Origin of the sequence: Pseudomonas sp. ES1 (assembly GCF_050586605.1) — a bacterium.
GTDB lineage: Bacteria > Pseudomonadota > Gammaproteobacteria > Pseudomonadales > Pseudomonadaceae > Aquipseudomonas > Aquipseudomonas sichuanensis.
Window position 1 is genome coordinate 24,049 of sequence record NZ_JBOBDM010000029.1, and the last position, 24,917, is coordinate 48,965.

General features: G+C 65.5%; 28 protein-coding genes and 1 pseudogene. 25 read left to right on the forward strand and 4 right to left on the reverse strand.

What is annotated here, in order from left to right; genetic code table 11:
- Nucleotides 1–40: 40 nt before the first annotated feature.
- A complete protein-coding gene (gene pilG / locus ACQ4N9_RS13865) occupies nt 41–442 on the reverse strand; it encodes a twitching motility response regulator PilG (RefSeq protein ID WP_390965798.1) in 402 nt (133 codons plus the stop codon).
- A gap of 243 nt (nt 443–685) precedes the next feature.
- Between pilG and gshB the strand changes: the two genes are divergently transcribed.
- The 14 genes from gshB to ACQ4N9_RS13935 all read left to right on the forward strand — a co-directional run bounded on the left by gshB (nt 686) and on the right by ACQ4N9_RS13935 (nt 14,826).
- The gene (gshB, locus tag ACQ4N9_RS13870) at nt 686–1,639 is read left to right on the forward strand and encodes a glutathione synthase (protein WP_125860771.1); all 954 of its coding nucleotides are present in this window, start codon (nt 686–688) and stop codon (nt 1,637–1,639) included.
- 147 nt (nt 1,640–1,786) lie between these two features.
- Entirely contained in the window at nt 1,787–2,686 is a 900-nt protein-coding gene (locus ACQ4N9_RS13875) for a TonB family protein (protein WP_390965796.1), read from the forward strand.
- Between the two features lie 173 nt (nt 2,687–2,859).
- On the forward strand, nt 2,860–3,429 hold the full coding sequence (locus ACQ4N9_RS13880) for a YqgE/AlgH family protein (protein WP_390965794.1): 570 nt from the start codon (nt 2,860–2,862) through the stop codon (nt 3,427–3,429).
- Complete coding sequence (ruvX, locus tag ACQ4N9_RS13885) at nt 3,429–3,854, forward strand: Holliday junction resolvase RuvX (RefSeq protein WP_390965792.1); 426 nt, start codon at nt 3,429–3,431, stop codon at nt 3,852–3,854. The genes ACQ4N9_RS13880 and ruvX overlap by 1 nt, the downstream gene beginning before the upstream one ends.
- Nucleotides 3,855–3,905: 51 nt before the next feature.
- Nucleotides 3,906–4,424: a bifunctional pyr operon transcriptional regulator/uracil phosphoribosyltransferase PyrR gene (pyrR, locus tag ACQ4N9_RS13890; protein WP_347150714.1), complete on the forward strand. Its 519-nt coding sequence runs from the start codon at nt 3,906–3,908 to the stop codon at nt 4,422–4,424.
- A gap of 12 nt (nt 4,425–4,436) precedes the next feature.
- Nucleotides 4,437–5,441: an aspartate carbamoyltransferase catalytic subunit gene (locus ACQ4N9_RS13895; protein ID WP_110994142.1), complete on the forward strand. Its 1,005-nt coding sequence runs from the start codon at nt 4,437–4,439 to the stop codon at nt 5,439–5,441.
- Nucleotides 5,438–6,709: a dihydroorotase gene (locus ACQ4N9_RS13900; protein ID WP_390965790.1), complete on the forward strand. Its 1,272-nt coding sequence runs from the start codon at nt 5,438–5,440 to the stop codon at nt 6,707–6,709. Before ACQ4N9_RS13895 ends, ACQ4N9_RS13900 begins: the two co-directional genes overlap by 4 nt.
- Before the next feature lie 201 nt (nt 6,710–6,910).
- Nucleotides 6,911–7,441, forward strand: coding sequence for an ATP-dependent protease subunit HslV (gene hslV / locus ACQ4N9_RS13905; protein WP_011536056.1), 531 nt, complete (start codon nt 6,911–6,913; stop codon nt 7,439–7,441).
- Nucleotides 7,442–7,514: 73 nt separating this feature from the next.
- On the forward strand, nt 7,515–8,858 hold the full coding sequence (gene hslU, locus ACQ4N9_RS13910) for an ATP-dependent protease ATPase subunit HslU (protein WP_125465840.1): 1,344 nt from the start codon (nt 7,515–7,517) through the stop codon (nt 8,856–8,858).
- Nucleotides 8,859–9,037: 179 nt separating this feature from the next.
- Nucleotides 9,038–9,415, forward strand: coding sequence for a gamma-butyrobetaine hydroxylase-like domain-containing protein (locus tag ACQ4N9_RS13915; RefSeq protein ID WP_125465841.1), 378 nt, complete (start codon nt 9,038–9,040; stop codon nt 9,413–9,415).
- 336 nt (nt 9,416–9,751) lie between these two features.
- The gene (phaC, locus tag ACQ4N9_RS13920; RefSeq protein ID WP_390965787.1) at nt 9,752–11,431 is read left to right on the forward strand and encodes a class II poly(R)-hydroxyalkanoic acid synthase; all 1,680 of its coding nucleotides are present in this window, start codon (nt 9,752–9,754) and stop codon (nt 11,429–11,431) included.
- A 64-nt stretch (nt 11,432–11,495) separates the two neighbouring features.
- Nucleotides 11,496–12,347, forward strand: coding sequence for a poly(3-hydroxyalkanoate) depolymerase (gene phaZ, locus ACQ4N9_RS13925; RefSeq protein WP_125465843.1), 852 nt, complete (start codon nt 11,496–11,498; stop codon nt 12,345–12,347).
- A gap of 177 nt (nt 12,348–12,524) precedes the next feature.
- Nucleotides 12,525–14,207, forward strand: coding sequence for a class II poly(R)-hydroxyalkanoic acid synthase (gene phaC, locus ACQ4N9_RS13930; protein WP_390965785.1), 1,683 nt, complete (start codon nt 12,525–12,527; stop codon nt 14,205–14,207).
- 4 nt (nt 14,208–14,211) lie between these two features.
- On the forward strand, nt 14,212–14,826 hold the full coding sequence (locus ACQ4N9_RS13935; RefSeq protein WP_125465845.1) for a TetR/AcrR family transcriptional regulator: 615 nt from the start codon (nt 14,212–14,214) through the stop codon (nt 14,824–14,826).
- An 86-nt stretch (nt 14,827–14,912) separates the two neighbouring features.
- On the opposite strand, the gene ACQ4N9_RS13940 is transcribed toward ACQ4N9_RS13935, so the two are convergent.
- The 3 genes from ACQ4N9_RS13940 to ACQ4N9_RS13950 form a co-directional block, all read right to left on the reverse strand.
- Nucleotides 14,913–15,644 carry a phasin family protein gene (locus ACQ4N9_RS13940; protein ID WP_390965783.1) on the reverse strand — a complete coding sequence of 244 codons (732 nt, stop codon included), beginning with the start codon at nt 15,642–15,644 and terminating at the stop codon, nt 14,913–14,915.
- A gap of 10 nt (nt 15,645–15,654) precedes the next feature.
- Nucleotides 15,655–16,071: a phasin family protein gene (locus ACQ4N9_RS13945; RefSeq protein WP_125465847.1), complete on the reverse strand. Its 417-nt coding sequence runs from the start codon at nt 16,069–16,071 to the stop codon at nt 15,655–15,657.
- 239 nt (nt 16,072–16,310) lie between these two features.
- Nucleotides 16,311–16,586, reverse strand: a complete 276-nt coding sequence (locus ACQ4N9_RS13950) for a polyhydroxyalkanoic acid system family protein (RefSeq protein WP_110994133.1) — start codon at nt 16,584–16,586, stop codon at nt 16,311–16,313.
- A gap of 125 nt (nt 16,587–16,711) precedes the next feature.
- Between ACQ4N9_RS13950 and ubiE the strand changes: the two genes are divergently transcribed.
- From ubiE to ACQ4N9_RS14005, 11 genes and pseudogenes are all read left to right on the forward strand, one after another.
- Nucleotides 16,712–17,482, forward strand: coding sequence for a bifunctional demethylmenaquinone methyltransferase/2-methoxy-6-polyprenyl-1,4-benzoquinol methylase UbiE (gene ubiE, locus ACQ4N9_RS13955; protein ID WP_390965779.1), 771 nt, complete (start codon nt 16,712–16,714; stop codon nt 17,480–17,482).
- A complete protein-coding gene (locus tag ACQ4N9_RS13960; protein ID WP_125465848.1) occupies nt 17,482–18,105 on the forward strand; it encodes a ubiquinone biosynthesis accessory factor UbiJ in 624 nt (207 codons plus the stop codon). The genes ubiE and ACQ4N9_RS13960 overlap by 1 nt, the downstream gene beginning before the upstream one ends.
- On the forward strand, nt 18,102–19,715 hold the full coding sequence (gene ubiB, locus ACQ4N9_RS13965) for a ubiquinone biosynthesis regulatory protein kinase UbiB (protein WP_390965777.1): 1,614 nt from the start codon (nt 18,102–18,104) through the stop codon (nt 19,713–19,715). The genes ACQ4N9_RS13960 and ubiB overlap by 4 nt, the downstream gene beginning before the upstream one ends.
- Before the next feature lie 73 nt (nt 19,716–19,788).
- On the forward strand, nt 19,789–20,181 hold the full coding sequence (gene hisI / locus ACQ4N9_RS13970) for a phosphoribosyl-AMP cyclohydrolase (protein ID WP_110994129.1): 393 nt from the start codon (nt 19,789–19,791) through the stop codon (nt 20,179–20,181).
- Between the two features lie 2 nt (nt 20,182–20,183).
- Nucleotides 20,184–20,519: a phosphoribosyl-ATP diphosphatase gene (locus tag ACQ4N9_RS13975; RefSeq protein ID WP_050707262.1), complete on the forward strand. Its 336-nt coding sequence runs from the start codon at nt 20,184–20,186 to the stop codon at nt 20,517–20,519.
- 180 nt (nt 20,520–20,699) lie between these two features.
- On the forward strand, nt 20,700–20,972 hold the full coding sequence (locus tag ACQ4N9_RS13980) for a twin-arginine translocase TatA/TatE family subunit (RefSeq protein ID WP_028688374.1): 273 nt from the start codon (nt 20,700–20,702) through the stop codon (nt 20,970–20,972).
- A 3-nt stretch (nt 20,973–20,975) separates the two neighbouring features.
- Complete coding sequence (gene tatB, locus ACQ4N9_RS13985; protein WP_390965774.1) at nt 20,976–21,353, forward strand: Sec-independent protein translocase protein TatB; 378 nt, start codon at nt 20,976–20,978, stop codon at nt 21,351–21,353.
- Nucleotides 21,350–22,141, forward strand: coding sequence for a twin-arginine translocase subunit TatC (tatC, locus tag ACQ4N9_RS13990; RefSeq protein ID WP_390965772.1), 792 nt, complete (start codon nt 21,350–21,352; stop codon nt 22,139–22,141). Before tatB ends, tatC begins: the two co-directional genes overlap by 4 nt.
- Complete coding sequence (locus ACQ4N9_RS13995; protein ID WP_390965770.1) at nt 22,138–22,845, forward strand: 16S rRNA (uracil(1498)-N(3))-methyltransferase; 708 nt, start codon at nt 22,138–22,140, stop codon at nt 22,843–22,845. The genes tatC and ACQ4N9_RS13995 overlap by 4 nt, the downstream gene beginning before the upstream one ends.
- A gap of 210 nt (nt 22,846–23,055) precedes the next feature.
- A pseudogene (locus ACQ4N9_RS14000) lies at nt 23,056–24,006 on the forward strand (methyl-accepting chemotaxis protein); the annotation flags it as partial.
- Between the two features lie 141 nt (nt 24,007–24,147).
- Nucleotides 24,148–24,861 (forward strand): methyl-accepting chemotaxis protein, encoded by a 714-nt coding sequence (locus ACQ4N9_RS14005; protein ID WP_422403657.1) that lies wholly within the window; start codon nt 24,148–24,150, stop codon nt 24,859–24,861.
- The last annotated feature ends 56 nt before the right edge of the window (nt 24,862–24,917 follow it).

Sequence of the window (24,917 nt, forward strand, 5' to 3'; positions counted from 1 at the left end):
CCATGAGGAACGTGAGGCGCCGCCTTTAACTGGGGCGGCGTCAGGGTGCGATTGGGTCCTGCGCGGCGAAACCGGGCACATGGGCGCGGATTGCGTCGAGCAGTTCTTCCTTGCTGAAAGGTTTGGTCAGGAACTGGTCGGAGCCGACCACCCGGCCGCGGGCCTTGTCGAACAGGCCGTCGCGGGAAGAAAGCAGGATCACCGGAGTGTCCTTGCAGGCGCTGTTGTGCTTGATCAGTGCGCAGGTCTGGTAGCCGTCCAGGCGTGGCATGAGCACATCGACGAAGATGATCCGCGGCTTGTGGTCGATGATCTTGGCGAGGGCGTCGAAGCCATCGCTGGCGGTGATCACCTCGCAGCCCGCCTCGCCGAGCAACATCTGGGCAGTGCGGCGGATCGTGCGCGAATCGTCGATCACCATCACCTTCAGGGGTTGTTCCATAAATTGCGCCACATTGAATGAGCGGTAAGCTGCACGCTTCAAACGACAAGAAAAAGCAGATCGCTGCGCAGCGCCTCTGTCTTGTAGCTTATAGCTTGCGGCCTGAAGCTGGATCGAGCCTTTTTAGCACACTCCGCAGGGCCATTCCATCTGCCCGCCCCCTTGACCGGGCGCGCGCCCGGCGCCACCCTGAGCCACTTTTTCGTGCCATCGCGGCCACCCGCCGCCAAGAGGAATTACCCCATGAGCGTTCGCCTCGGGATTGTCATGGACCCTATCGCGTCCATCTCCTATAAAAAGGACAGCTCGCTGGCCATGCTGCTGGCCGCCCAGGAGCGTGGCTGGAGCCTGTTCTACATGGAACAGCACGACCTGTATCAAGGCGAAGGCAAGGCCCGCGCGCGGATGCGCCCGCTGAAGGTGTTCGCCGACCCGGCGCGCTGGTTCGAGCTGGGCGACGAGCAGGACAGCCTGCTCAGCGAGCTGGACGTGATCCTGATGCGCAAGGACCCGCCGTTCGACATGGAGTTCGTCTACAGCACCTACCTGCTGGAGCAGGCCGAGGCCGACGGCGTGCTGGTGGTCAACCGCCCGCAGAGCCTGCGCGACTGCAACGAGAAGCTGTTCGCCACGCTGTTCCCACAGTGCACGCCGCCGACCCTGGTCAGCCGCCGTCCGGACATCATCCGTGAGTTCGCCGCCAAGCACGGCGACGTGATCCTCAAGCCGCTGGACGGCATGGGCGGCACCTCGATCTTCCGCCACCGGGTCGGCGACCCCAACCTGTCGGTGATCCTCGAAACCCTGACCGCCCTGGGCGCCCAGCAGATCATGGCCCAGGCCTACCTGCCGGCGATCAAGGACGGCGACAAGCGCATCCTGATGATCGACGGCGAGCCGGTGGATTACTGCCTGGCGCGCATCCCGGCCAGCGGCGAGACCCGCGGCAACCTGGCCGCCGGTGGCCGTGGCGAAGCCCGCCCGCTGAGCGACCGCGATCGCTGGATCGCCGCGCAGGTTGGCCCAACCCTGCGCGAGAAGGGCCTGCTGTTCGTCGGCCTGGACGTGATCGGCGAACATCTCACCGAGATCAACGTCACCAGCCCGACTTGCATCCGCGAGATCGACGCCGCGTTCAACACCAATATCGGCGGCAAGCTGATGGATGCCATTGATCGCAAGCTGCAAGCGCGCTGACCGAGGACAGGTGGCAACACCGCACAGTGGGGTATGATGCGCAGCCGCAAGCTTCAAGCTGCAAGCCGCAAGTAAAAGCAGGCCTGCACTCAGCCGCCTCTGCTTGAAGCTTGCAGCTTGTGACTCGAAGCTGCCTTTGGATACCCGATGACGCTCCCCGCCGACATCCCCGTTGACCTGCTGCCACCCCGCGTTCGCCCGGTGGACCGGCTCGGCTTTACCCTGTTCCTGGCCGCGCTGGTGCACCTGGCGCTGATCCTGGGGGTCGGTTTCACAGTGATCAAACCCGCTGAAATCCGCCACACCATGGACATCACCCTGGCCACCTTCAAGAGCGAGAAGGCGCCCGACAAGGCCGATTTCCAGGCCCAGGAAAACCAGCAGGGCAGCGGCACCCTGGACAAGAAAGCGGTACCCAAGACCACCGAGGTGGCGCCGTTCCAGGACAGCAAGATCAACAAGATCACCCCGCCGCCGGCCGCGAGAGTAGAGTCGCCGCCCGCGCCGACGAAGTCCGCGGTCGCCACCCAGGCACCGAAACCGCAGAAGGTCGAGCCCAAGCCGAAGGAAAGCAAGCCACAGCCCAAGGCTGAGGCGAAGGCACCGGACTTCGACAGCTCGCAGCTGTCCAGCCAGATCGCCAGCCTTGAGGCCGAGCTGTCCAACGAACAGCAGCTGTACGCCAAACGCCCGCGCATCCATCGCCTGAATGCGGCCTCGACCATGCGCGACAAGGGTGCCTGGTACAAGGAAGAGTGGCGCAAGAAGGTCGAGCGCATCGGCAACCTCAACTACCCCGACGAAGCACGGCGCCAGCAGATGTATGGCAGCCTGCGCTTGATGGTGTCGATCAACCGCGATGGCTCGCTGTATGAAGTGCTGGTGCTGGAATCGTCCGGCCAGCCGGTGCTGGACCAGGCGGCCCAGCGCATCGTGCGACTGGCCGCGCCGTTCGCGCCGTTTACCGGGGACATGGCGGAGTTCGACCGGTTGGAGATCATCCGCACCTGGCGGTTTGCCCGCGGGGACAAGTTGTCGAGCAATTGACTTCAAGCTTGCAAAATCCCTGTGGGAGCGGGTTTACCCGCGAACACCGGCAAAGCCGGTGCCATGCACCGCGCTGCCTGCTTCGCGGGTAACCCGCTCCCACAGGGCTGGGTGACCTCCCACAGGTACTGCGCACCTTGCCAGCCCCGCCACCTGGCGCCACACTAGCGCTCATGAAAACCTTCGCCCCCAGCTACCTCAAGCACCAGTTCCTGATCGCCATGCCGCACATGGCCGACCCGAACTTTGCCCACACCCTTACCTACATCGTCGAGCACAACGCCAACGGCGCCATGGGGCTGGTGGTCAACCGCCCGCAGGAGCTGAACCTGGGCGATATTCTCGAACAGTTGCGCCCCGACGAAACGCCCCCGGCCAGCACGCTGGAGGTGCCCATCTACCTGGGCGGCCCGGTGCAGACCGACCGTGGCTTCGTGCTGCACAGCGATGAGTGCAGCTTCCAGGCCACCGTGGCCCTGGAAGGCCTGTCGCTGACCACCTCCCAGGACGTACTGCTGGCCATCGCCGCCGGCGTGGGCCCGAAAAAGAGCCTGATCACCCTCGGCTACGCCGGCTGGGAAGCCGGCCAGCTGGAAGCGGAGCTGGCCGACAACGCCTGGCTCAACTGCCCGTTCGACCCCGCGATCCTGTTCGGCATGGACAACAAACAGCGCCTCGGCGCGGCCGCCGCCAGCCTCGGCATCAACCTGAGCCTGCTCACCAGCCAGGCGGGGCACGCCTGATGGCCGAACTGCGCCTGCTGCTGGGCTTCGACTACGGCAGCAAACAGATCGGCGTGGCCGTCGGCCAGGTGATCACCGGCCAGGCCCGCGAACTCTGCGTACTCAAGGCACAGAACGGCGTGCCGGACTGGAACCAGGTCGAAAAACTGATCAAGGAATGGAAACCCGATGCCATCGTCGTCGGTCTGCCGCTGAACATGGACGGCACCCCCAGCGAGATGAGCGAGCGCGCCGAGAAATTCGCCCGGCGCCTCAACGGCCGTTTCAACCTGCCGGTGCACACCCACGACGAACGCCTGACCACCTTCGAAGCCAAGGGCGAGCAGATGGCCCGTGGCGGCCGTCACAGCAGTTACCGCGACAACCCGGTCGACGCCATCGCCGCCGCCCTGCTGCTGCAAGGCTGGCTGGAGGCCAACGTTTAATTCCGCTTTGCCGCCGGAGCTACCCGGCGCCCGCCTTCCGAGGAGCACGCAATGAGCCTACCCAATCCCGCCGACCTGATCCGGCAGATGGCCGTCGACCTTCGCGCCCACCTGGCCCGCCGCGCCATCGCCGAGCCACGCTTCATCGGCATCCGCACCGGCGGCGTATGGGTGGCCCAGGCCCTGCAGCAGGAATTGGCCGACGAGAGCCCGCTGGGAACCCTGGATGTCTCGTTCTACCGCGACGACTTCAGCCAGAACGGCCTGCACCCGCAGGTGCGCCCTTCGGAGCTGCCGTTCGAGATCGAAGGCCAGCACCTGGTGCTGGTGGATGACGTGCTGATGAGCGGCCGCACCATCCGCGCCGCCCTCAACGAACTGTTCGACTATGGCCGCCCGGCCAGCGTGACGCTGGTGTGCCTGCTGGACCTGGATGCCGGCGAACTGCCGATCCGCCCGAATGTGCTCGGCGCCACCCTGTCGCTGGCCGCCCATGAACGGGTAAAATTGACCGGACCCGCACCGCTCGCTCTCGAGCGCCAGGACCTCGCTTCCGCTTCCGCCCTTTAAGAGTCCCCCGCGATGACGCCATTCGACGCCAAGCGCCCGCTGCAGCTCAATGACCAGGGCCAGCTGCGCCACTTCCTCTCGCTCGACGGTTTGCCCCGCGAACTGCTCACCGAGATCCTCGACACCGCCGACTCGTTCCTCGAAGTCGGCGCCCGGGCCGTGAAGAAAGTCCCGCTGCTGCGCGGCAAGACCGTGTGCAACGTGTTCTTCGAGAACTCCACCCGTACCCGCACCACCTTCGAACTGGCCGCCCAGCGCCTGTCGGCCGACGTGATCAGCCTGAACGTGTCGACCTCCTCGACCAGCAAGGGCGAGACCCTGTTCGACACCCTGCGCAACCTCGAAGCCATGGCTGCCGACATGTTCGTCGTGCGCCACTCCGACTCCGGCGCCGCCCACTTCATCGCCGAGCATGTGTGCCCGGACGTGGCGGTGATCAACGGCGGCGACGGCCGCCACGCGCACCCGACCCAGGGCATGCTCGACATGCTGACCATCCGTCGGCACAAGGGCAGCTTCGAGAACCTGTCGGTGGCCATCGTCGGCGACATCCTGCACTCGCGCGTAGCCCGCTCGGACATGCTCGCGCTCAAGGCGCTGGGCTGCCCGGACATCCGCGTGATCGGCCCGAAGACCCTGATCCCGATCGGCATCGAGCAGTACGGGGTGAAGGTCTACACCGACCTCGCCGAAGGCCTCAAGGACGTCGACGTGGTGATCATGCTGCGCCTGCAGCGTGAGCGCATGGCCGGCGGCCTGCTGCCCAGCGAGGGCGAGTTCTACCGCCTGTTCGGCCTGACCACCGCACGCCTGGCCGGCGCCAAGCCCGATGCCATCGTCATGCACCCCGGCCCGATCAACCGGGGCGTGGAAATCGAGTCGGCAGTGGCCGACGGCAAGCACTCGGTGATCCTCAACCAGGTCACCTACGGCATCGCCGTGCGCATGGCCGTGCTGTCCATGGCCATGAGCGGGCAGAACGCGCAACGTCAAATCGAGCAGGAGAACGCCCAGTGACCCTCAGCATTATCGGCGCTCGGGTAATCGACCCTGCCAGCGGCCTGGACACCATCACCGACCTGCACCTCGAAAACGGTCGCATTGCCGCCATCGGCGCAGCCCCGGCAGGCTTCAGCGCCAGCCGCACGATCCAGGCCGACGGCCTGGTCGCAGCGCCCGGCCTGGTCGACCTCGGCGTCTCGCTGCGCGAGCCGGGCTACAGCCGCAAGGGCACCATCGCCAGTGAAACCCGCGCAGCGGTCGCCGGCGGCGTCACCAGCCTGTGCTGCCCGCCGCAGACCAAGCCGGTGCTGGACACCTCGGCGGTGGCCGAACTGATCCTCGACCGTGCCCGTGAAGCGGCCAACAGCAAGGTGTACCCGATCGGTGCCCTGACCAAAGGCCTGGAAGGCGAGCAGCTGGCCGAGCTGGTGGCCCTGCGCGACACCGGTTGCGTGGCCTTCGGCAACGGCCTGAAAGAGATCCCCAACAACCGCACCCTGGCCCGCGCCCTGGAATACGCGGCGACCTTCGACCTGACCGTGGTGTTCCACTCCCAGGACCGCGACCTGTCCCAGGGCGGCCTGGCCCACGAAGGGCCGATGGCCAGCTTCCTCGGCCTGCCCGGCATCCCCGAAAGCGCCGAGACCGTGGCCCTGGCCCGCAACCTGCTGCTGGTCGAGCAGAGCGGCGTGCGCGCGCACTTCAGCCAGATCACCAGCGCCCGCGGCGCACGGTTGATTGCCCAGGCCCAGCAACTGGGGCTGCCGGTCACCGCCGACGTGGCGTTGTACCAGCTGATCCTCACCGACGAAGCGCTGCGCGATTTCTCCAGCCTGTACCACGTGCAGCCGCCGCTGCGCAGCGCCGCCGACCGTGACGGCCTGCGTGAGGCGGTGAAGTCGGGCGTGATCCAGGCGATCTCCAGCCACCACCAACCCCACGAGCGCGATGCCAAGCTGGCGCCGTTCGGTGCCACCGAGCCGGGCATCAGCAGCGTCGAGCTGTTGCTGCCGCTGGCCATGACCCTGGTCGAGGACGGCCTGCTCGACCTGCCGACGCTGATGGCGCGGCTGAGCAGCGGCCCAGCGGCGGCTATGCGCCTGCCGGCGGGTGAGCTGAAAGTGGGCGGCGCGGCCGACCTGGTGCTGTTCGATCCGCAAGCCTCCACCGTTGCCGGTGAGCAGTGGTTCTCACGCGGCGCGAACTGCCCGTTCATCGGCCACTGCCTGCCGGGCGCGGTGCGTTATACCTTGGTCGATGGGCACATCTGCCACGAGGCCTGACAGACCGCACCGCCCATTTCGCGGGTAAACCCGCTCCCACAGGATATCGAGCCCCTGTGGGAGCGGGTTTACCCGCGAATGCAGCAACAGCGATGAGCCTGTTCGACGCCGACCACTCATCCCTCAAGGTTGAAATCCTTCCCCCCACCCCCATATGTCTCTGCATCAGGCATTTTCGCCCCGCTGCGTGGAGACTCTCCCTTGACTACCATCGTTTCTGTCCGCCGTAACGGCAAAGTCGTCATGGGCGGCGACGGCCAGGTTTCCCTCGGCAACACCGTGATGAAAGGCAACGCCAAGAAAGTCCGTCGCCTTTACAACGGCCAGGTCATCGCCGGCTTCGCCGGTGCCACCGCCGACGCCTTCACCCTGTTCGAGCGCTTCGAAGCCCAGCTGCAGAAACACTCCGGCCACCTGGTACGCGCCGCCGTCGAACTGGCCAAGGAATGGCGTACCGACCGTTCCCTGAGCCGCCTGGAAGCGATGCTGGCGGTAGCCAACAAGGACGCTTCCTTGATCATCACCGGCAACGGCGACGTGGTCGAACCCGAAGACGGCCTGATCGCCATGGGTTCCGGTGGCGGCTACGCCCAGGCCGCAGCCCGTGCCCTGCTGAACAAGACTGACCTGTCGGCCCGGGAAATCACCGAGGCCGCCCTGAACATCGCCGGCGACATCTGCGTGTTCACCAACCACAACCTGACCATCGAGGAGCAGGACCTGGCCGAGTAATCAGTTGTTTTGGCGTCCCGCCCACAGCGGGACTTTTCCACACTGATGACTGCGCCTTAGGACCCTATTGATCATGTCCATGACCCCCCGCGAAATCGTTCACGAACTGAACCGCCACATCATCGGCCAGGACGACGCCAAGCGCGCCGTCGCCATTGCCCTGCGCAACCGCTGGCGGCGCATGCAGCTGCCTGCCGAGCTGCGTGCCGAAGTCACCCCGAAGAACATCCTGATGATCGGCCCCACCGGCGTGGGCAAGACCGAAATCGCCCGTCGCCTGGCCAAGCTGGCCAACGCGCCGTTCATCAAGGTCGAAGCGACCAAGTTCACCGAAGTCGGCTATGTCGGCCGTGACGTCGAGTCGATCATCCGCGACCTGGCCGATGCCGCGCTGAAGATGCTCCGCGAGCAAGAGATCGTCCGTGTGCGCCACCGCGCCGAAGACGCCGCCGAAGACCGCATCCTCGACGCCCTGCTGCCGCAGGCGCGCACCAGCAGCTTCGCCGAAGAGGCCGCACCGTCGAGCAGCGATTCCAACACCCGCCAGCTGTTCCGCAAGCGCCTGCGTGAAGGCCAGCTGGACGACAAGGAAATCGAGATCGAAGTAGCCGACGCGGTCGGTGTCGAGATCGCCGCGCCGCCCGGCATGGAAGAGATGACCAACCAGCTGCAGAGCCTGTTCGCCAACATGGGCAAGGGCAAGCGCAAGGCGCGCAAGCTGAAGGTTAAGGACGCGCTGAAGATGGTCCGCGATGAAGAAGCCGGCCGCCTGGTCAACGACGAAGAGCTCAAGGCCAAGGCCCTGGAAGCGGTCGAGCAGCACGGCATCGTGTTCATCGACGAAATCGACAAGGTGGCCAAGCGTGGCAACGTCGGCGGCGCCGATGTGTCCCGCGAAGGCGTGCAGCGCGACCTGCTGCCGCTGATCGAAGGCTGCACCGTCAACACCAAGCTGGGCATGGTCAAGACCGACCACATCCTGTTCATCGCCTCCGGTGCGTTCCACTTGAGCAAGCCGAGCGACCTGGTGCCCGAGCTGCAGGGTCGCCTGCCGATCCGCGTCGAGCTCAAGGCCCTGACCCCGGAAGACTTCGAACGCATCCTCAAAGAGCCGCACGCCTCGCTGACCGAGCAGTATGCAGCGCTGTTGAAGACCGAAGGCCTGAACATCGAGTTCGCCGACGAGGGCCTCAAGCGCCTGGCCGAGATCGCCTTCCAGGTCAACGAGAAAACCGAGAACATCGGTGCCCGCCGCCTGCACACCCTGCTCGAGCGCCTGCTCGAAGAGGTGTCGTTCAGTGCCGGTGACCTGGCCAGCGCCCATGACGAGACGCCGATCCACATCGACGCCGCGTATGTGAACAGCCACCTGGGTGAGCTGGCGCAGAACGAAGACCTGTCGCGCTACATCCTGTAAGACCGGTTACATCCTCTTCGCGGGTAAACCCGCTCCCACAGGATCACCACAGTGCCAAGGTATGTGGTGACCCTGTGGGAGCGGGTTTATCGGGACGCCGAACCGCCGCGAAAGGGCCCTTGAATCCCTGCATCAGAAGCTGGAAGCTTGCTCCTTACCGCTTCCGAGAGATTCAGCCCATGGCCCGCCTGCCCACCGCCATCAACCTGCACAAAGCCTCGAAAACCCTCACCCTCACCTACGCCCCCGGCGAGGTCTACCACCTGCCTGCCGAGTTCCTGCGGGTGCACTCCCCTTCCGCCGAGGTCCAGGGCCACGGCAATCCCATCCTGCAATTTGGCAAGATCAACGTAGGCCTCAGCGGCCTGGAGCCTGCCGGCCAATACGCACTGAAACTGACCTTCGACGACGGCCATGACTCAGGGTTGTTCACCTGGGAATACCTCGAACAACTGTGCCTGCGCCAGGAACAACTGTGGGCCGAGTATCTGGATGAACTGCACAAGGCCGGCAAATCCCGCGACCCCGCCGAGTCGGTCGTCAAGCTGATGCTCTAGCGCGGGGCCTCCAGGTTTTAGAGCGCATTTTCTAATCTCATCTGCTTGAATGCGTGGATGGCGGCCAAAGACTGGCTGTCTTGCGCATTACATGAAAGTCGGGTAACCAATGGAGCTGGCAAGTTCCCTGCATCGCCTTTTCGGCAGGCAGGGCCAGGCCGGTATGTAGAGGTCGCGAGCGAAAGCAGGTTGTCTTCACACGCAGAAACCCCCGCAGCTCATCATCGACACGCATCCGGTCGCAGCACCGCTGTTCCTTATCACTGGTCACCCGAGTAGCAGTACCGGGCTGTCACAGCACACCGGTACTCGTCTCAGGACAACGGAGCGTCGTAGATGAGTAACAAGAACAACGATGAGTTGCAGCGGCAGGCCTCGGAGAACACCCTGGGGCTGAACCCGGTCATCGGCATTCGCCGTAAGGATTTGCTCACGTCGGCGCGCACGGTATTGCGCCAGGCGGTTCGCCAGCCACTGCACAGTGCCAAGCACGTGGCGCATTTCGGCCTGGAACTGAAGAACGTGCTGCTGGGCAAATCCAGCCTGCAGCCCGGTGGCGACGACCGTCGCTTCCAGGACCCGGCCTGGAGCAACAACCCACTGTACCGGCGCTACCTGCAGACGTACCTGGCCTGGCGCAAGGAACTCAACGACTGGATCGGCGAAAGCGACCTGTCGCCCCAGGACATCACCCGTGGCCAGTTCGTCATCAACCTGATGACCGAAGCCATGGCACCGACCAACACCCTCTCCAACCCGGCGGCGATCAAGCGCTTCTTCGAAACCGGCGGCAAGAGCCTGCTCGACGGGCTGTCCAACCTCGCCAAGGACATGGTCAACAACGGCGGCATGCCCAGCCAGGTGAACATGGAAGCCTTCGAGGTGGGCAAGAACCTGGGCACCAGCGAAGGCGCGGTGGTGTACCGCAACGACGTGCTCGAACTGATCCAGTACAAACCCATCACCGAGCAGGTGCACAGCCGCCCGCTGCTGGTGGTGCCGCCGCAGATCAACAAGTTCTACGTGTTCGACCTGAGCCCGGAAAAGAGCCTGGCGCGCTTCTGCCTGCGCTCGCAGCAGCAGACCTTCATCATCAGCTGGCGCAACCCGACCAAGGCCCAGCGCGAGTGGGGCCTGTCCACCTACATCGACGCCCTCAAGGAAGCGGTCGACGCGGTGCTGGCGATCACCGGCAGCAAGGACCTGAACATGCTCGGCGCCTGCTCCGGGGGCATCACCTGCACCGCGCTGGTGGGCCACTACGCGGCCCTGGGCGAAAAGAAGGTCAACGCCCTGACCCTGCTGGTCAGCGTGCTCGACACCACGATCGATACCGAGGTGGCGCTGTTCGTCGACGAGCAGACGCTGGAGGCCGCCAAGCGCCACTCCTACCAGTCCGGGGTGCTCGAGGGCAGCGACATGGCCAAGGTGTTCGCCTGGATGCGCCCCAACGACCTGATCTGGAACTACTGGGTCAACAACTACCTGCTGGGCAATTCACCGCCCGTGTTCGACATCCTGTTCTGGAACAACGACACCACGCGCCTGCCGGCCGCCTTCCACGGCGACCTGATCGAAATGTTCAAGAACAACCCGCTGATCCGCGCCAATGCCCTGGAGGTGTGCGGCACCGCTATCGACCTGAAGCAGGTCGACTGCGACATCTTCAGCGTCGCCGGTACCGCCGACCACATCACCCCGTGGCAGTCGTGCTACCGCTCGGCGCATCTGTTCGGCGGCAAGATCGAATTCGTGCTGTCCAACAGCGGCCATATCCAGAGCATCCTCAATCCGCCGGGCAACCCCAAGGCGCGCTTCATGACCGGTGAAGACCGCCCGGACGACCCGCTGGCCTGGCAGGAGAACGCGGTCAAGCACGCCGACTCCTGGTGGCTGCACTGGCAGACGTGGCTGGGCGATCGCGCCGGGGACCTGAAGAAGGCGCCGACCCGGCTGGGCAACCGCACCTATGGCGCAGGCGAGGCCGCACCGGGAACCTACGTGCACGAGCGTTGAGCCCAATCGCCGCGATGTGCCGGCAGGCGCATCGCGGCGCTACCTTCACCCCAGAGTCACGCGTATGCCGCAACCCTACATCTTCCGCACCGTCGAGCTGGACGATCAGTCCATCCGCACCGCGGTGCGCCCGGGCAAGCCGCACCTGACGCCGCTGCTGATCTTCAACGGCATCGGCGCCAACCTCGAACTGGTGTTCCCCTTCATCGAGGCGCTGGACCCGGACCTGGAAGTGATCGCCTTCGACGTGCCCGGGGTCGGCGGTTCGTCGACGCCGCGCCACCCGTACCGCTTCCCCGGCCTGGCCAAGTTGACCGCGCGCATGCTCGACTACCTCGACTACGGCCAGGTCAACGCCATCGGTGTGTCCTGGGGCGGGGCGCTAGCCCAGCAGTTCGCCCACGACTACCCCGAACGCTGCAAGAAGCTGGTGCTGGCCGCCACCGCCGCCGGTGCGGTGATGGTGCCGGGCAAGCCCAAGGTGCTGTGGCTGATGGCCAGCCCCCGGCGTTACATCCAGCCCTCCCACGTGATCCGCATCGCCCCGATGATCTATGGCGGCGCCTTTCGCCGCGACCCGGACCTGGCGCTGCACCACGCCTCGAAGGTGCGCTCCGGCGGCAAGATGGGCTACTACTGGCAGCTGTTCGCCGGGCTCGGCTGGACCAGCATCCACTGGCTGCACAAGATCCAGCAACCCACCCTGGTGCTGGCCGGCGACGACGACCCGCTGATCCCCCTGGTCAACATGCGCCTGCTGGCCTGGCGGATTCCCAATGCCCAGCTACACATAATCGACGATGGCCACCTGTTCCTGATCACCCGGGCCGAGGCCGTCGCCCCGATCATCATGAAATTCCTCCAGCAAGAGCGCCAGCGCGCGGTCATGCACCCCCGGCCCGCCTCGGGCGGCTGATGCAGACGCGCTGGCGTCTGTGGGAGCGGCTTTAGCCGCGAAGCAAGCGACATGGTGAATGGCACCGGCTACGCCGGTGTTCGCGGCTAAAGCCGCTCCCACAGGCCTCTGGTGGGTCAGGCAGTGATGCGCAGCACCACCAGAGCGGCCCGATTGCTATAACGATGGAGTGTTGGCATGAAAGACAAACCGGCAACAGGGACGACACCGGTCCCGGCCACCAGCATGAACGTGCAGAACGCGATCACTGGCCTGCGCGGCCGCGACCTGCTTTCGACGCTGCGCCATGTCGGTCGCCATGGCCTGCTGCACCCGCTGCACACGGCAAAGCACTTGCTGGAGCTGGGCGGCACCCTGGGCCGGGTGATGCTCGGCGACACCCCGTTTCAGCCGCACGCGCGCGACAGCCGCTTCAGTGACCCCACCTGGAGCCAGAACCCGTTCTACCGGCGCAGCCTGCAGGCCTACCTGGCCTGGCAGAAACAGACCCGCCTGTGGGTCGAGGAAAGCTCGCTGTCCCACGACGACCGCGTTCGCGCGCAGTTCCTGTTCAACCTGATCAACGACGCCATCGCCCCGAGCAACTCGCTGCTCAACCCGCTGGCGGTCAAGGAGTTGCTCAACACCGGCGGCCAGAGCCTGCTGCGTGGCGTTGGCCACCTGCTCGACGACCTGCGCCACAACGACGGGCTGCCACGCCAGGTGGACGAGCGCGCCTTCGAGGTCGGCGGCAACCTCGCCGCCACGCCTGGCGCGGTGGTGTTTCGCAATGAGCTGCTGGAGCTGATCCAATACAAGCCGATGAGCGAAAAGCAGTACGCCCGGCCAGTGCTGGTGGTGCCGCCGCAGATCAACAAGTTCTACATCTTCGACCTCAGCCCGACCAACAGCTTCGTCCAGTACATGCTCAAGAACGGTCTGCAGGTGTTCATGATCAGCTGGCGCAACCCCGACCCGCGCCACCGCGAATGGGGCCTGTCGAGCTACGTGCAGGCCCTGGAAGAGGCGCTCAACGCCTGCCGCAGCGTCAGCGGCAGCCGCGACCCGAACCTGATGGGCGCCTGCGCCGGCGGCCTGACCATGGCCGCGCTGCAGGGCCATCTGCAAGCCAAGAACCAACTGCGCAAGGTGCGCAGCGCCACCTACCTGGTGAGCCTGCTCGACAGCCAGTTCGACAGCCCCGCCAGCCTGTTCGCCGACGAACAGACCATCGAGGCGGCCAAGCGCCGCTCGTATCAGCGCGGCGTGCTCGACGGCGGCGAAGTGGCACGGATCTTCGCCTGGATGCGGCCCAACGACCTGATCTGGAACTACTGGGTCAACAACTACCTGATGGGCAAGACCCCGCCGGCCTTCGACATCCTCTACTGGAACGCCGACAACACCCGCCTGCCTGCCGCCCTGCACGGCGACCTGCTGGACTTCTTCAAGCACAACCCGTTGCCCCACCCTGACGGGCTGGAGGTGTGCGGTACGCCCATCGACCTCAAGCAGGTCGACTTGGACAGCTTCACCGTGGCCGGCAGCAACGACCACATCACCCCCTGGGACGCGGTGTACCGCTCGGCCCTGCTGCTGGGTGGCGATCGGCGCTTCGTGCTGTCGCACAGCGGGCATATCCAGAGCATCATCAACCCGCCCGGCAACCCCAAGGCCTACTACCTGGATAACCCCAAGCTGTCCGGTGACCCGCGCGCCTGGTTCTACGATGCCGAGCGCCGCGACGGCAGCTGGTGGCCGCAGTGGCTGGAGTGGATCGGCCAGCGCTCCGGTACGCTCAAGGCACCACGCACCGAGCTGGGCAACGCCACCTACCCACCGCTGGCCCCCGCGCCAGGCACCTACGTACTGGCACGCTGACTGAATGAAGACCCGCGACCGCATCCTCGAATGCGCCCTGCTGCTGTTCAACCGCCAGGGCGAACCCAACGTCTCGACCCTGGAGATCGCCAACGAACTGGGGATCAGCCCAGGCAACCTGTACTACCACTTCCACGGCAAGGAGCCGCTGGTGATCGGCCTGTTCGAGCGCTTCGAAGAACAGCTGATGCCGCTGCTCGACCCACCGCTGGACGTGCGCCTGGACGCCGAGGACTACTGGCTGTTCCTGCACCTGATCGTCGAGCGCATGGCCCAGTACCGCTTCCTGTTCCAGGACCTGTCCAACCTCACCGGGCGCCTGCCCAAGCTGGCGCGGGGCATGCGCAGCCTGATCAACGCGCTCAAGCGCACCCTCGCCGCGCTGCTGGCCAGCCTCAAGAGCCAGGGCCTGGTGACCAGCGAAACGCAAGCCTTGGGGCAATTGGTGGAACAGATCGCCCTGACCCTGATCTGTTCGCTGGATTACCAGCGTGTGTTGGGGCGTGAAGGCGATGTGGGGGTGGTGGTGTACCAGGTGATGATGCTGGTGGCGCCGCACTTGCAGGCGCCGGCGCGCACGGCGGCGGAGCAGCTGGCGATGAGGTATCTGGAGGGGTGAAATGATCGCGGGGCAAGCCCGCTCCCACGTTGGCCTGAGTAACCATTGTGGGAGCGGGCTTGCCCCGCGATGAAGGCGACGCGGTATCAGGCCTGGGCGGCCACGTTCACCGGTGCCGACGGGGTGGCGCTGGCCGGGGCCGCGCTCGGCGCCGGGGCGGCGGTGGCGGCAGGTGCCGCTGCTACCGGCTTGGCTGCCGCAGGTTTGGCCGCAGGCGCTTTCTTGACTGCTGGCTTCTTCGCCGCTGCCGGTTTGGCCGCAGGCTTGGCAGCAGCCGGCTTGGCTGCAGCGGTTTTAACCGCAGGCTTGGCAGCAGGTTTCGCCGCAGCGGTCTTGGCGGCCGGTTTGGCAGCTGCCTTGGCCAGTGGCTTGGCAGCCGTCTTGCTGGCGGCGGCCTTGGACACCGGCGTGACCGAAGCCCCGGTCAGCTTCTCGATCTGCTTGGTCAGCGTGTCGACCTGCTGGTGCAGTGCCTTGATCTCGTTGCGGCTGGGCACGCCCAGGCGCGAGATGGCGCTGTTCAGGCGCTTGTCGAAGGCCTCTTCGAGTTCGCTCCACTTGCCCAGTGCGCGTTCCTTGACGTCCGATACCCGCGAGGTGGTGGCGGACTTGGCCGAGTCGGCTGCCGAGTCGACGCTTTTCTTCGCCTGCTTCTCGGCTTTCTCGCCATCCTTCACCAGCGAATCGAACAGCTTCGGACCGTCCTGGTCGACCTTGGAATAGATACCCAGGCCAGCCAACCAGATCTTGCGGGAGTACTTCTCGATTCCGCCGATCCAGGAGCTGCCTTCTTTTTCGGTGTTCTTCTTGCCAGCCATCCTGCTCTCCTTATGGTTTGTGCGCGACGCGCTCGAGCAGCTCGTGCAGCTGTTCAAGCTTGATGGACAACGCCTCAACGTCATGTTTAGACGGAATGCCGAGGCGATTCAAGGCGCGGCCGACGCGCTCATCGAAGGCTTTCTCGATTTTGTCCAGCTGGACCTCGACCTTGCCCCGCACGCGGGTCACTTCCTGGCCAGCTTCGTCGAGCTGGTGATTGGCCGCATCGAGTTCTTTATGGATGCGTTTCTTGCCACGCTTCTCGACGCCTTCACCGGCCTTGACCAGTTCCTTGAAGTAGTCGGAGCCTTCCTGACCGACACGGGCGTAAGCGCCGATGCCCGCCAACCAGATCTTGCGCGCGTAGCCGCGCACTTCGCCCAGGGTGCCCTGGGCGTCGTCCTGCTTGAGATTCACTTTGGCCATGCTCTGTACCTCATGCTCATTTGGGGAGGGAGGATGAGCCCAGGGTGGTAGGGCTTGAGCGTGAAGGTAGGCGGAATAATTAGAATCCTCACCCTAAGGTGGGGCGATGCGGGGTTAGTGTGTGCGGGTATCGAGGGAGCGGGGTTGCCCCGCGATAGCGCCAGCCCCGGCAATCGCTATCGCGGGGCAAGCCTGCTCCCACAAAGCCTGCTCCCGCAAACAGCAAGGACCTCGCGGCCTCAGGCCAGGGCTTTGTCCAGCGCCCGCTCGATCTCGCCCTTGATGGTGCCGCCCATCATCGACAGCATCATGCCCAGCTTGAGCTCGACGCGGATGCTGTCGTCAAAGATGTGCACGCTGCCATTGGCGCCGCTGCGGGTCACGTCTACCCGGTCGCCGTTCCAACTGGCCTTGAGGTCGTATTCGCGGCTGAGCTTGTCCACCAGCGCTTCGGCCTTGGCGCGGGCGGCTTCGCGGCCGAGGGAGTGTTTGCGTTCGACGCTGATCTGGGTCATGCGGGTGTTCCTGCTGATGTAGACATAATCGCCATTATGCCCGCCACCCCGCCACGGCACACCCCGCGAAGACAAATCCGCCCGATGCCCCTAGAATGGCGGTAATTTTTTTCTGGTGAAGCGAAATGACCGACCAGCGCAAAGGCGACCACGCCGAACCCACCACCCACTTCGGCTACCAGGACGTGCCCGAGAGCCAGAAGGCGAAGAAAGTCGCCGAGGTCTTCCACTCCGTCGCCGCCAAGTACGACCTGATGAACGACGTGCTGTCCGGCGGCATGCACCGCCTGTGGAAGCGCTTCACCATCGAGCTGTCCGGTGTGCGCAGCGGCAACCGGGTGCTGGACATCGCCGGTGGTACCGGCGACCTGGCGGCCAAGTTCTCGCGCCTGGTCGGCCCGACCGGCCAGGTGGTACTGGCCGACATCAACGAATCGATGCTCAAGGTCGGCCGTGACCGCCTGCTCGACCGTGGCGTGGCCGGCAACATCGAGTTCGTCCAGGCCGACGCCGAGAAGCTGCCGTTCCCGGACAACCACTTCGACTGCGTGACCATCGCCTTCGGCCTGCGCAACGTGACGCACAAGGACGAGGCCATTCGCTCGATGCTGCGCGTGCTCAAGCCCGGTGGCCGGCTGTTGATCCTGGAATTCTCCAAGCCCACCAACAAGCTGATGTCCAAGGCCTACGACGCCTACTCGTTCGCCTTCATGCCATTGGCCGGCAAGCTGATCACCAACGACTCCGAGAGCTACCGTTACCTCGCCGAGTCGATCCGCATGCACCCCGACCAGGAAACGCTCAAGAGCATGATGGTCGAAGCCGGCTTCGACCGCGTCACCTACCACAACATGACCAGCGGCATCGTCGCCGTGCACCGGGGGATCAAACCCTGATGCTCCTGGCCGGCCTTCTCGCCAGCGTCGAGCACGGCCTCAACCGGGTCTTGCGCATGGACAGCACGGCACTGCCGCGGCTGGCCGCGCTGGAGGGCCAGGTCATCGAGATCGACTGCGTGCAGCCGGCCCTCAAGCTGTTCGTGCTGCCCGATGAAGAAGGCCTGATGCTGGCCGCCCACTGGGAGGGCGAGGTCGATTGCACCCTGCGCGCCCCGGCCGGGCGCCTGGCCCAGTTGGCCCTGAGCAAGGACAAGAGCGCCGTGCTGCACAGCCCGCAGGTCGAACTGCACGGTGACAGCGCGGTGCTGCTCGACCTGGTCGCGGTGCTGCAGGACCTGGAACTGGACTGGGAACACGAGCTGCAACGCTGGCTCGGCCCGGTACCCACCGCGCTGCTCGCCGGCCACGTGCGCCTGCGCGCACGCTGGACCAGGCAGGGCCTGGCCCGTTTCAGCCAGAACCTCTCCGAATACCTGGCCGAAGAGTCCCGCACCCTGGTCGGCAAACGCGAAGCCGAAGCGGCGTTCAGCGAACTCGATGCGCTCAAAGTCGACATCGAACGTCTCGAGGCGCGCCTGCGCCGCCTCGCCCACACTCTTGATACCAGCGATAACGCATGAAGCTGCTCGCCGTCCGCCGTCTGTTGCGCATCCAGCGCGTCGTGATCCGCTACCGCCTCGATGACCTGCTGTTCGAACAGCCCCTGCTGCCCTGGTGGCTGGCCAGCCTGCGCCTGCTGATGCCCTGGCGCTGGCTGCCGCGCAAGCCCCTCGAGCTAAGCCGTGGTGCGCGCATGCGCATGGCGCTGCAGGACCTGGGGCCGATCTTCATCAAGTTCGGCCAGCTGCTGTCCACTCGCCGTGACCTGCTGCCCACCGACATCGCCGACGAGCTGATGCTGCTGCAGGACCGGGTGCCGCCGTTCGACCCGCAGCACGCCGTGGCGCTGATCGAAGAGCAGCTGGGGGCCAAGGTTGGCGAGGTGTTCAGCCGCTTCGACGTCGAGCCGCTGGCCTCCGCTTCGGTAGCCCAGGTGCATGCCGCACGCCTGAAAAGCGGCGAGGAAGTGGTGGTCAAGGTGGTGCGCCCGGGCCTGAAGCCGGTGATCGCCCAGGACCTGGCCTGGCTGTTCCTGATCGCCAAGGCCGCCGAGCGCGCCTCGGCCGATGCCCGCCGCCTGCACCCGGTAGAGATCGTCGGCGACTACGAAAAGACCATCTACGACGAGCTCGACCTGCTGCGCGAGGCGGCCAACGCCAGCCAGCTGCGGCGCAATTTCGAAGGTTCGGAGCTGATGTACGTGCCCCAGGTGTACTGGGACTTCTGCCGGCCCAAGGTGCTGGTCATGGAGCGGATCTACGGTGTGCCGGTCACCGACATGGCCACCCTGGCCGACCAGCGCACCGACATGAAGCTGCTGGCCGAGCGCGGTGTCGAGGTGTTCTTCACCCAGGTGTTCCGCGACAGCTTCTTCCACGCCGACATGCACCCGGGCAACATCTTCGTCAGCACGGTCAAGCCGTGGAGCCCGCAGTACATCGCCATCGACTGCGGCATCGTCGGCAGCCTCACCGCCGAGGACCAGGACTACCTGGCGCGCAACCTGATCGCCTTCTTCAAGCGCGACTATCGCCGCGTGGCGCAACTGCACATCGACTCGGGCTGGGTACCGGCGCAGACCAAGGTCAACGAGTTCGAAGCGGCGATCCGCACCGTGTGCGAGCCGATCTTCGAAAAACCGCTCAAGGACATCTCCTTCGGCCAGGTGCTGATGCGCCTGTTCCAGACCGCCCGGCGCTTCAACATGGAAGTCCAGCCGCAACTGGTGCTGCTGCAGAAGACCCTGCTCAACATCGAAGGTTTGGGCCGCCAGCTGTACCCCGACCTGGACCTGTGGAGCACCGCCAAGCCGTTCCTCGAGCGCTGGATGCGCGAGCGCATGAGCCCCAAGGCGGTGTTCGGCAACCTCTACAGCCAGGCCGAGCAACTGCCGCACCTGGCCGACATGACCCGCGACCTGCTCGAACGCCTGTCGCAGCCGCACCTGCACGACCCGCAACTGCCCGAGCGCCGTCGCCAGGGCGACAACTGGGCGCTGCGCCTGCTCGGTGCCGGCCTGCTGGCCGGCGGCGCCACGCTGGCCGCCGGCGCCGTGAGCCTGAGCGCCCCGGCGGCGTGGCCGGCCTGGTTGATGCTGGCCGCAGGCTTGTACCTGATCGTGCGCCGATAGCCAGCCGCGCGGCTGGCTGGCACACTAGCGCACAGGGGCCCGGTACGGGAGCGGGCCCGGTTTGGAGTCGACGATGAAAGACTGGCTGGACGAGATCAAGTGGAACAGCGATGGCCTGGTACCGGCCATCGCCCAGGACCACAAGACCGGGCGCGTGCTGATGATGGCCTGGATGAACCGTGAATCCCTCGTGCTGACCGCCGCCGAAAACCGCGCCATCTACTGGTCGCGCTCGCGGGGCAAGCTGTGGCGCAAGGGCGAAGAGTCGGGCCATGTGCAGAAACTGCACGAAATGCGCCTGGACTGCGACGCCGACGTGATCATCCTGATGGTCGAGCAGTTGGGCCATATCGCCTGCCATACCGGCCGCGAAAGTTGCTTCTACCGCGTCTTCGAAGACGGCCAGTGGAAAATCGTCGATCCGGTCCTGAAGGACCCGGACGCCATCTACAGCGCAGGACACTGAACATGAGCGACACCCTGAACCGCCTCGCCGAGGTACTGGAAGAACGCAAGCACGCCGCCCCCGACAGCAGCTATGTGGCCAGCCTCTATCACAAGGGCCTGAACAAGATCCTCGAGAAGCTCGGCGAAGAATCGATCGAGACCATCATCGCCGCCAAGGATGCCGCCGCCAGCAAGGATTACAGCGATGTAATCTATGAGACCGCCGACCTGTGGTTTCATAGCCTGGTCATGCTCAGCGCGCTGGGCCAGCACCCGCAGGCGGTGCTCGATGAGCTGGAGCGCCGGTTCGGCCTGTCCGGCCACGACGAGAAGGCGGCGCGACAGCCGTCTGCCTGACTTATCACAGCCCCTGTGGGAGCGGGTTCACCCGCGAAGCAGGCGCCGCAATGCCGGGCGATGGTTTCGCCCGTGTTCGCGGCGGTTCGGCGCCCCGATGAACCCGCTCCCACAGGTCCTGCATGGCCTGTAGGCGCTTGATCGGTCTCGCTGGCCGACACACATTTTCAGGAGTTTGAGATGGGCATTTTCGACTGGAAACACTGGATCGTCCTGCTGGTCGTCGTCGTGCTGGTATTCGGCACCAAGAAGTTGAAGAACTTCGGCAGCGACCTGGGCGAATCGATCAAGGGCTTTCGCAAGGCCATGAACGAAGAAGAAACCAAGCCGGCCGAGCAGACCCCGCCGCCCGCCCAGCCCGTGCCGCCGGTGCAGAACACCGCGCAGCAGGCCCAGGGCCACACCATCGAGGGCCAGGCGCAGCCGGTCCAAGAGCCGCAGCGGAAAGACTGACCCATGTTCGGCATCAGTTTCAGTGAGCTGCTGCTCGTCGGCCTGGTCGCCCTGCTGGTGCTCGGCCCCGAGCGCCTGCCGGGCGCCGCGCGCACCGCAGGCCTGTGGATAGGCCGGCTCAAGCGCAGCTTCAACGCGATCAAGATGGAGGTCGAGCGCGAAATCGGCGCCGACGACATCCGCCGCCAGCTGCACAACGAGCACATCCTGCAGATGGAACAGGAAGCCAAGCGCATCCTCAATCCACTGGCACCGCCTGCCGCCCAACCCGGCACTGATGCATCCGCAGCCCCCGCAGCACCCGCCGCCGACGCAGCGCCGACGCCACCTGCCGCTACGCCGCAACCCTCCGAGCCGCCACCACCGCCGCGAGCCCCATGAGCGAAAACCCGGAAAACGACCAGCCGATGCCGCTGGTTTCGCACCTGACCGAGCTGCGCACCCGCCTGCTGCGATGCGTCGCCGCCATCTTCCTGATCTTCGCCGGGCTGTTCTCCTTCGCCCAGCAGATCTACACCCTGGTGTCGGCGCCGCTGCGCGCGCACCTGCCGGCCAACGCGACGATGATCGCCACCGACGTGGCCTCGCCGTTCCTCACGCCGTTCAAGCTGACCATGATCGTTTCGCTGTTCCTGGCGATCCCGTTCATCCTCCAGCAGATCTGGGGCTTCATCGCGCCAGGGCTGTACCGCCACGAAAAGCGCATCGCCATCCCGTTGCTGGTGTCGAGCATCTTCCTGTTCTACGCCGGCATGGCCTTCGCCTACTTCCTGGTGTTCCCGCTGATCTTCGGCTTCTTCGCCAGCGCCACCCCCGAGGGCGTGTCGATGATGACCGACATCGCCAGTTACCTCGACTTCGTCATGACCTTGTTCTTCGCCTTCGGCGTGGCCTTCGAGATCCCGGTGGCCGTGGTGCTGCTGGTGTGGATCGGCGTGGTCGACGTGCAGTACCTGAAGAAGATCCGCCCGTACGTGATCATCGGCTGCTTCGTGGTCGGCATGGTACTGACGCCGCCGGACATCTTCTCCCAGACCCTGCTGGCCGTGCCCATGTGGCTGCTGTTCGAGATCGGCGTGCTGTGCGGCAGCCTGATCCGCAAGCGCAGCCACGAACACGACGAACAAAACGAAGACCACAACGACCAACCGCCAGCGACCCAACCGTGAACCTGTTGCTTCTCGAAGAGGCCGACTTCGTGTCGGCCGACCGCGTCATCCTCGCCGATCGCCGTTTCACCCACATGCAGGAGATCCACGGCGTGGCGGTGGGCGACAGCCTGCGCGTCGGGCGCATCAACGGTTTGATGGGCAAGGCCGAGGTGGTCCGCCTCGAAAGCCATGAAGCCGAACTTCAAGTGGCCTTCCACCAGCCGCCACCCGCCAAGCTGCCGCTCACCCTGGTGCTGGCCGTGCCCCGGCCGAAAATGCTCCGCCGGCTGTTCCAGACCATCGCCACCCTGGGCGTTGAGCGGCTGATCCTGGTCAACAGCTACAAGGTCGAGAAGAGTTTCTGGCAGACGCCGTTCCTCAACCCCGAAACGATCCGCGAAAACCTCATCCTGGGCCTGGAACAGGCCCGCGACACGGTCTTGCCGGAAGTCATCATCGAAAAACGCTTCAAACCATTCGTCGAGGACCGCCTGCCCGCCATCGCCGCAGGCACCCTCGGCCTGGTCGGCCACCCCGGCCCCTACCCGGCCTGCCCGCGCGCCGTGGAAGGCCCGGTAACCCTGGCGATCGGCCCCGAAGGCGGCTGGATCCCGTATGAAGTCGACCTGCTGCACAAGGCCGGCCTGGCGCCGGTGCAGCTGGGTGATCGGATCCTGCGGGTCGAGACGGCTGTCACTGCCCTGCTTTCGCGAATTTTCTGACAAACGGGTCAGCTTTCGCCCATCAAGTTTCCCCGACGCACGCCGATGGCCTTTGCAACAGAACAATAATCCGCACTGCCACGCGCCGGGGAGTCGTCTATGTACCGTTGGTTTGCCCAGTCACTGGGGAATGTAAGCGTCAATCGCAAGTTGGGGATCGGCTTCGGCCTGGTACTGCTGTTCACCCTGGGCATCACCTTCACCGGATGGATGGGGATCGACAGCGTGACCAGCCGGGGCGACAAGCTCGGTAATATCTCGGTCATCCACCAGTACACCCAGGACCTGCGCATCGCTCGCCAGCACTATGAGCGCAACCGCGACGAAGCCTCGGTGGCCGAACTGGAAAAAGCCCTGGCCAACCTCGAACGCCAGGTACAGCTGATGCTGGGCCAGATCGAGCTCCCCGCCGACCGCCAGCGCCTGGATCAGCAACAAGGCGCCGTACGCGAATACCAACAGGCCTTCGCCGAGCTCAAGCAGGCCGGCCAGCGCCGCGAAGCCAGCCGTGGCCTGCTGGGCGACAGCGCCGACAAGGCCGCCGCGTTGATCGACAAGGTCGAGCAGCGCCTGCTGCAGGCCGGCGATATCCAGCAATACCAGCAAACCGTGGAAACCAGCGCCTTGCTGCAGCAGGCGCGCTTCCATGTGCGCGGCTACACCTACAGCGGCAAGGCCGAGTTCCAGCAGACCGCCCTCACCGCCATCGACCAGGCCACGGCCGTGCTCAAGGCCCTGCCGGCCAAGCTCCCTGCCGAATACGCCGCCAGCCTCGACGATGCCGCCGAGGCCCTGGCCGCCTACCGTGACGCGGTGAACCAGTTCGGCAGCGCCCAGTCCGCCAGCGAACAAACCCTGCAGCGCATGGCCGCCCAAGGCCAGCTGCTGATCAGCACCAGCCAGGAAATGACCCTGTCGCAGACCAAGGTCCGCGACCAGGGCACCCAGCAGGCCAAGACCCTGCTCGCCGGCGCCACCGCCCTGGCGCTGCTGCTGGGTGTGCTGGCCGCCCTGGCCATCACCCGGCAGATCATCGTGCCCCTGCGCCAGACCCTGACCGCCGCCGAGCGCGTGGCCAACGGCGACCTCAGCCAGGACCTGCAGGCCGACCGCCGCGACGAGCTGGGCCAGCTGCAGGCCAGCATGCAGCGCATGACCCAGGGCCTGCGCCAGTTGATCAGCGGCATCGGCGACGGCGTCACGCAGATCGCCAGCGCCGCCGAGGAGCTCTCGGCGGTGACCGAACAGACCAGCGCCGGGGTGAACAACCAGAAGGTCGAGACCGACCAAGTGGCCACCGCCATGAATGAGATGGCCGCCACCGTGCAGGAAGTGGCGCGCAATGCCGAACAGGCCTCGGAGGCGGCACTGATGGCCGACCAGCAGGCCCGCGAAGGCGACAAGGTGGTGACCGAGGCGATTACCCAGATCGAACGCCTGGCCCACGAAGTGGTGAACTCCAGCGAAGCGATGAACCAGCTCAAGGCGGAAAGCGACAAGATCGGCAGCGTGCTCGACGTGATCAAGTCGGTGGCGCAACAGACCAACCTGCTGGCGCTCAACGCGGCCATCGAAGCCGCCCGTGCCGGCGAAGCCGGGCGCGGTTTCGCCGTGGTCGCCGACGAGGTGCGCAGCCTGGCCCAACGTACCCAGCAGTCGACCGAAGAGATCGAAGAGCTGATCGCCGGCCTGCAAAATGGCACCCAGCGCGTGGCCAGCGTGATGGACAACAGCCGCAGCCTCACCGACAGCAGCGTCGAGCTGACCCGCCGCGCCGGCGGCTCGCTGGAAACCATCACCCGCACCGTCTCGTCGATCCAGGCGATGAACCAGCAGATCGCCACGGCTGCCGAGCAGCAGAGTGCGGTGGCCGAGGAGATCAACCGCAGCGTGATGAACGTACGCGATATCTCCGACCAGACCTCCGCCGCCAGTGAAGAGACCGCCAGCTCCAGTGTCGAATTGGCGCGCCTGGGCACCCACCTGCAGGGTCTGGTCGCCAAGTTCAGGCTGTAAAGCCCGGCGTGGCCGGGCCCCTCAGGGCTACCCGGTCAAGACTTCTCCTATGCGTC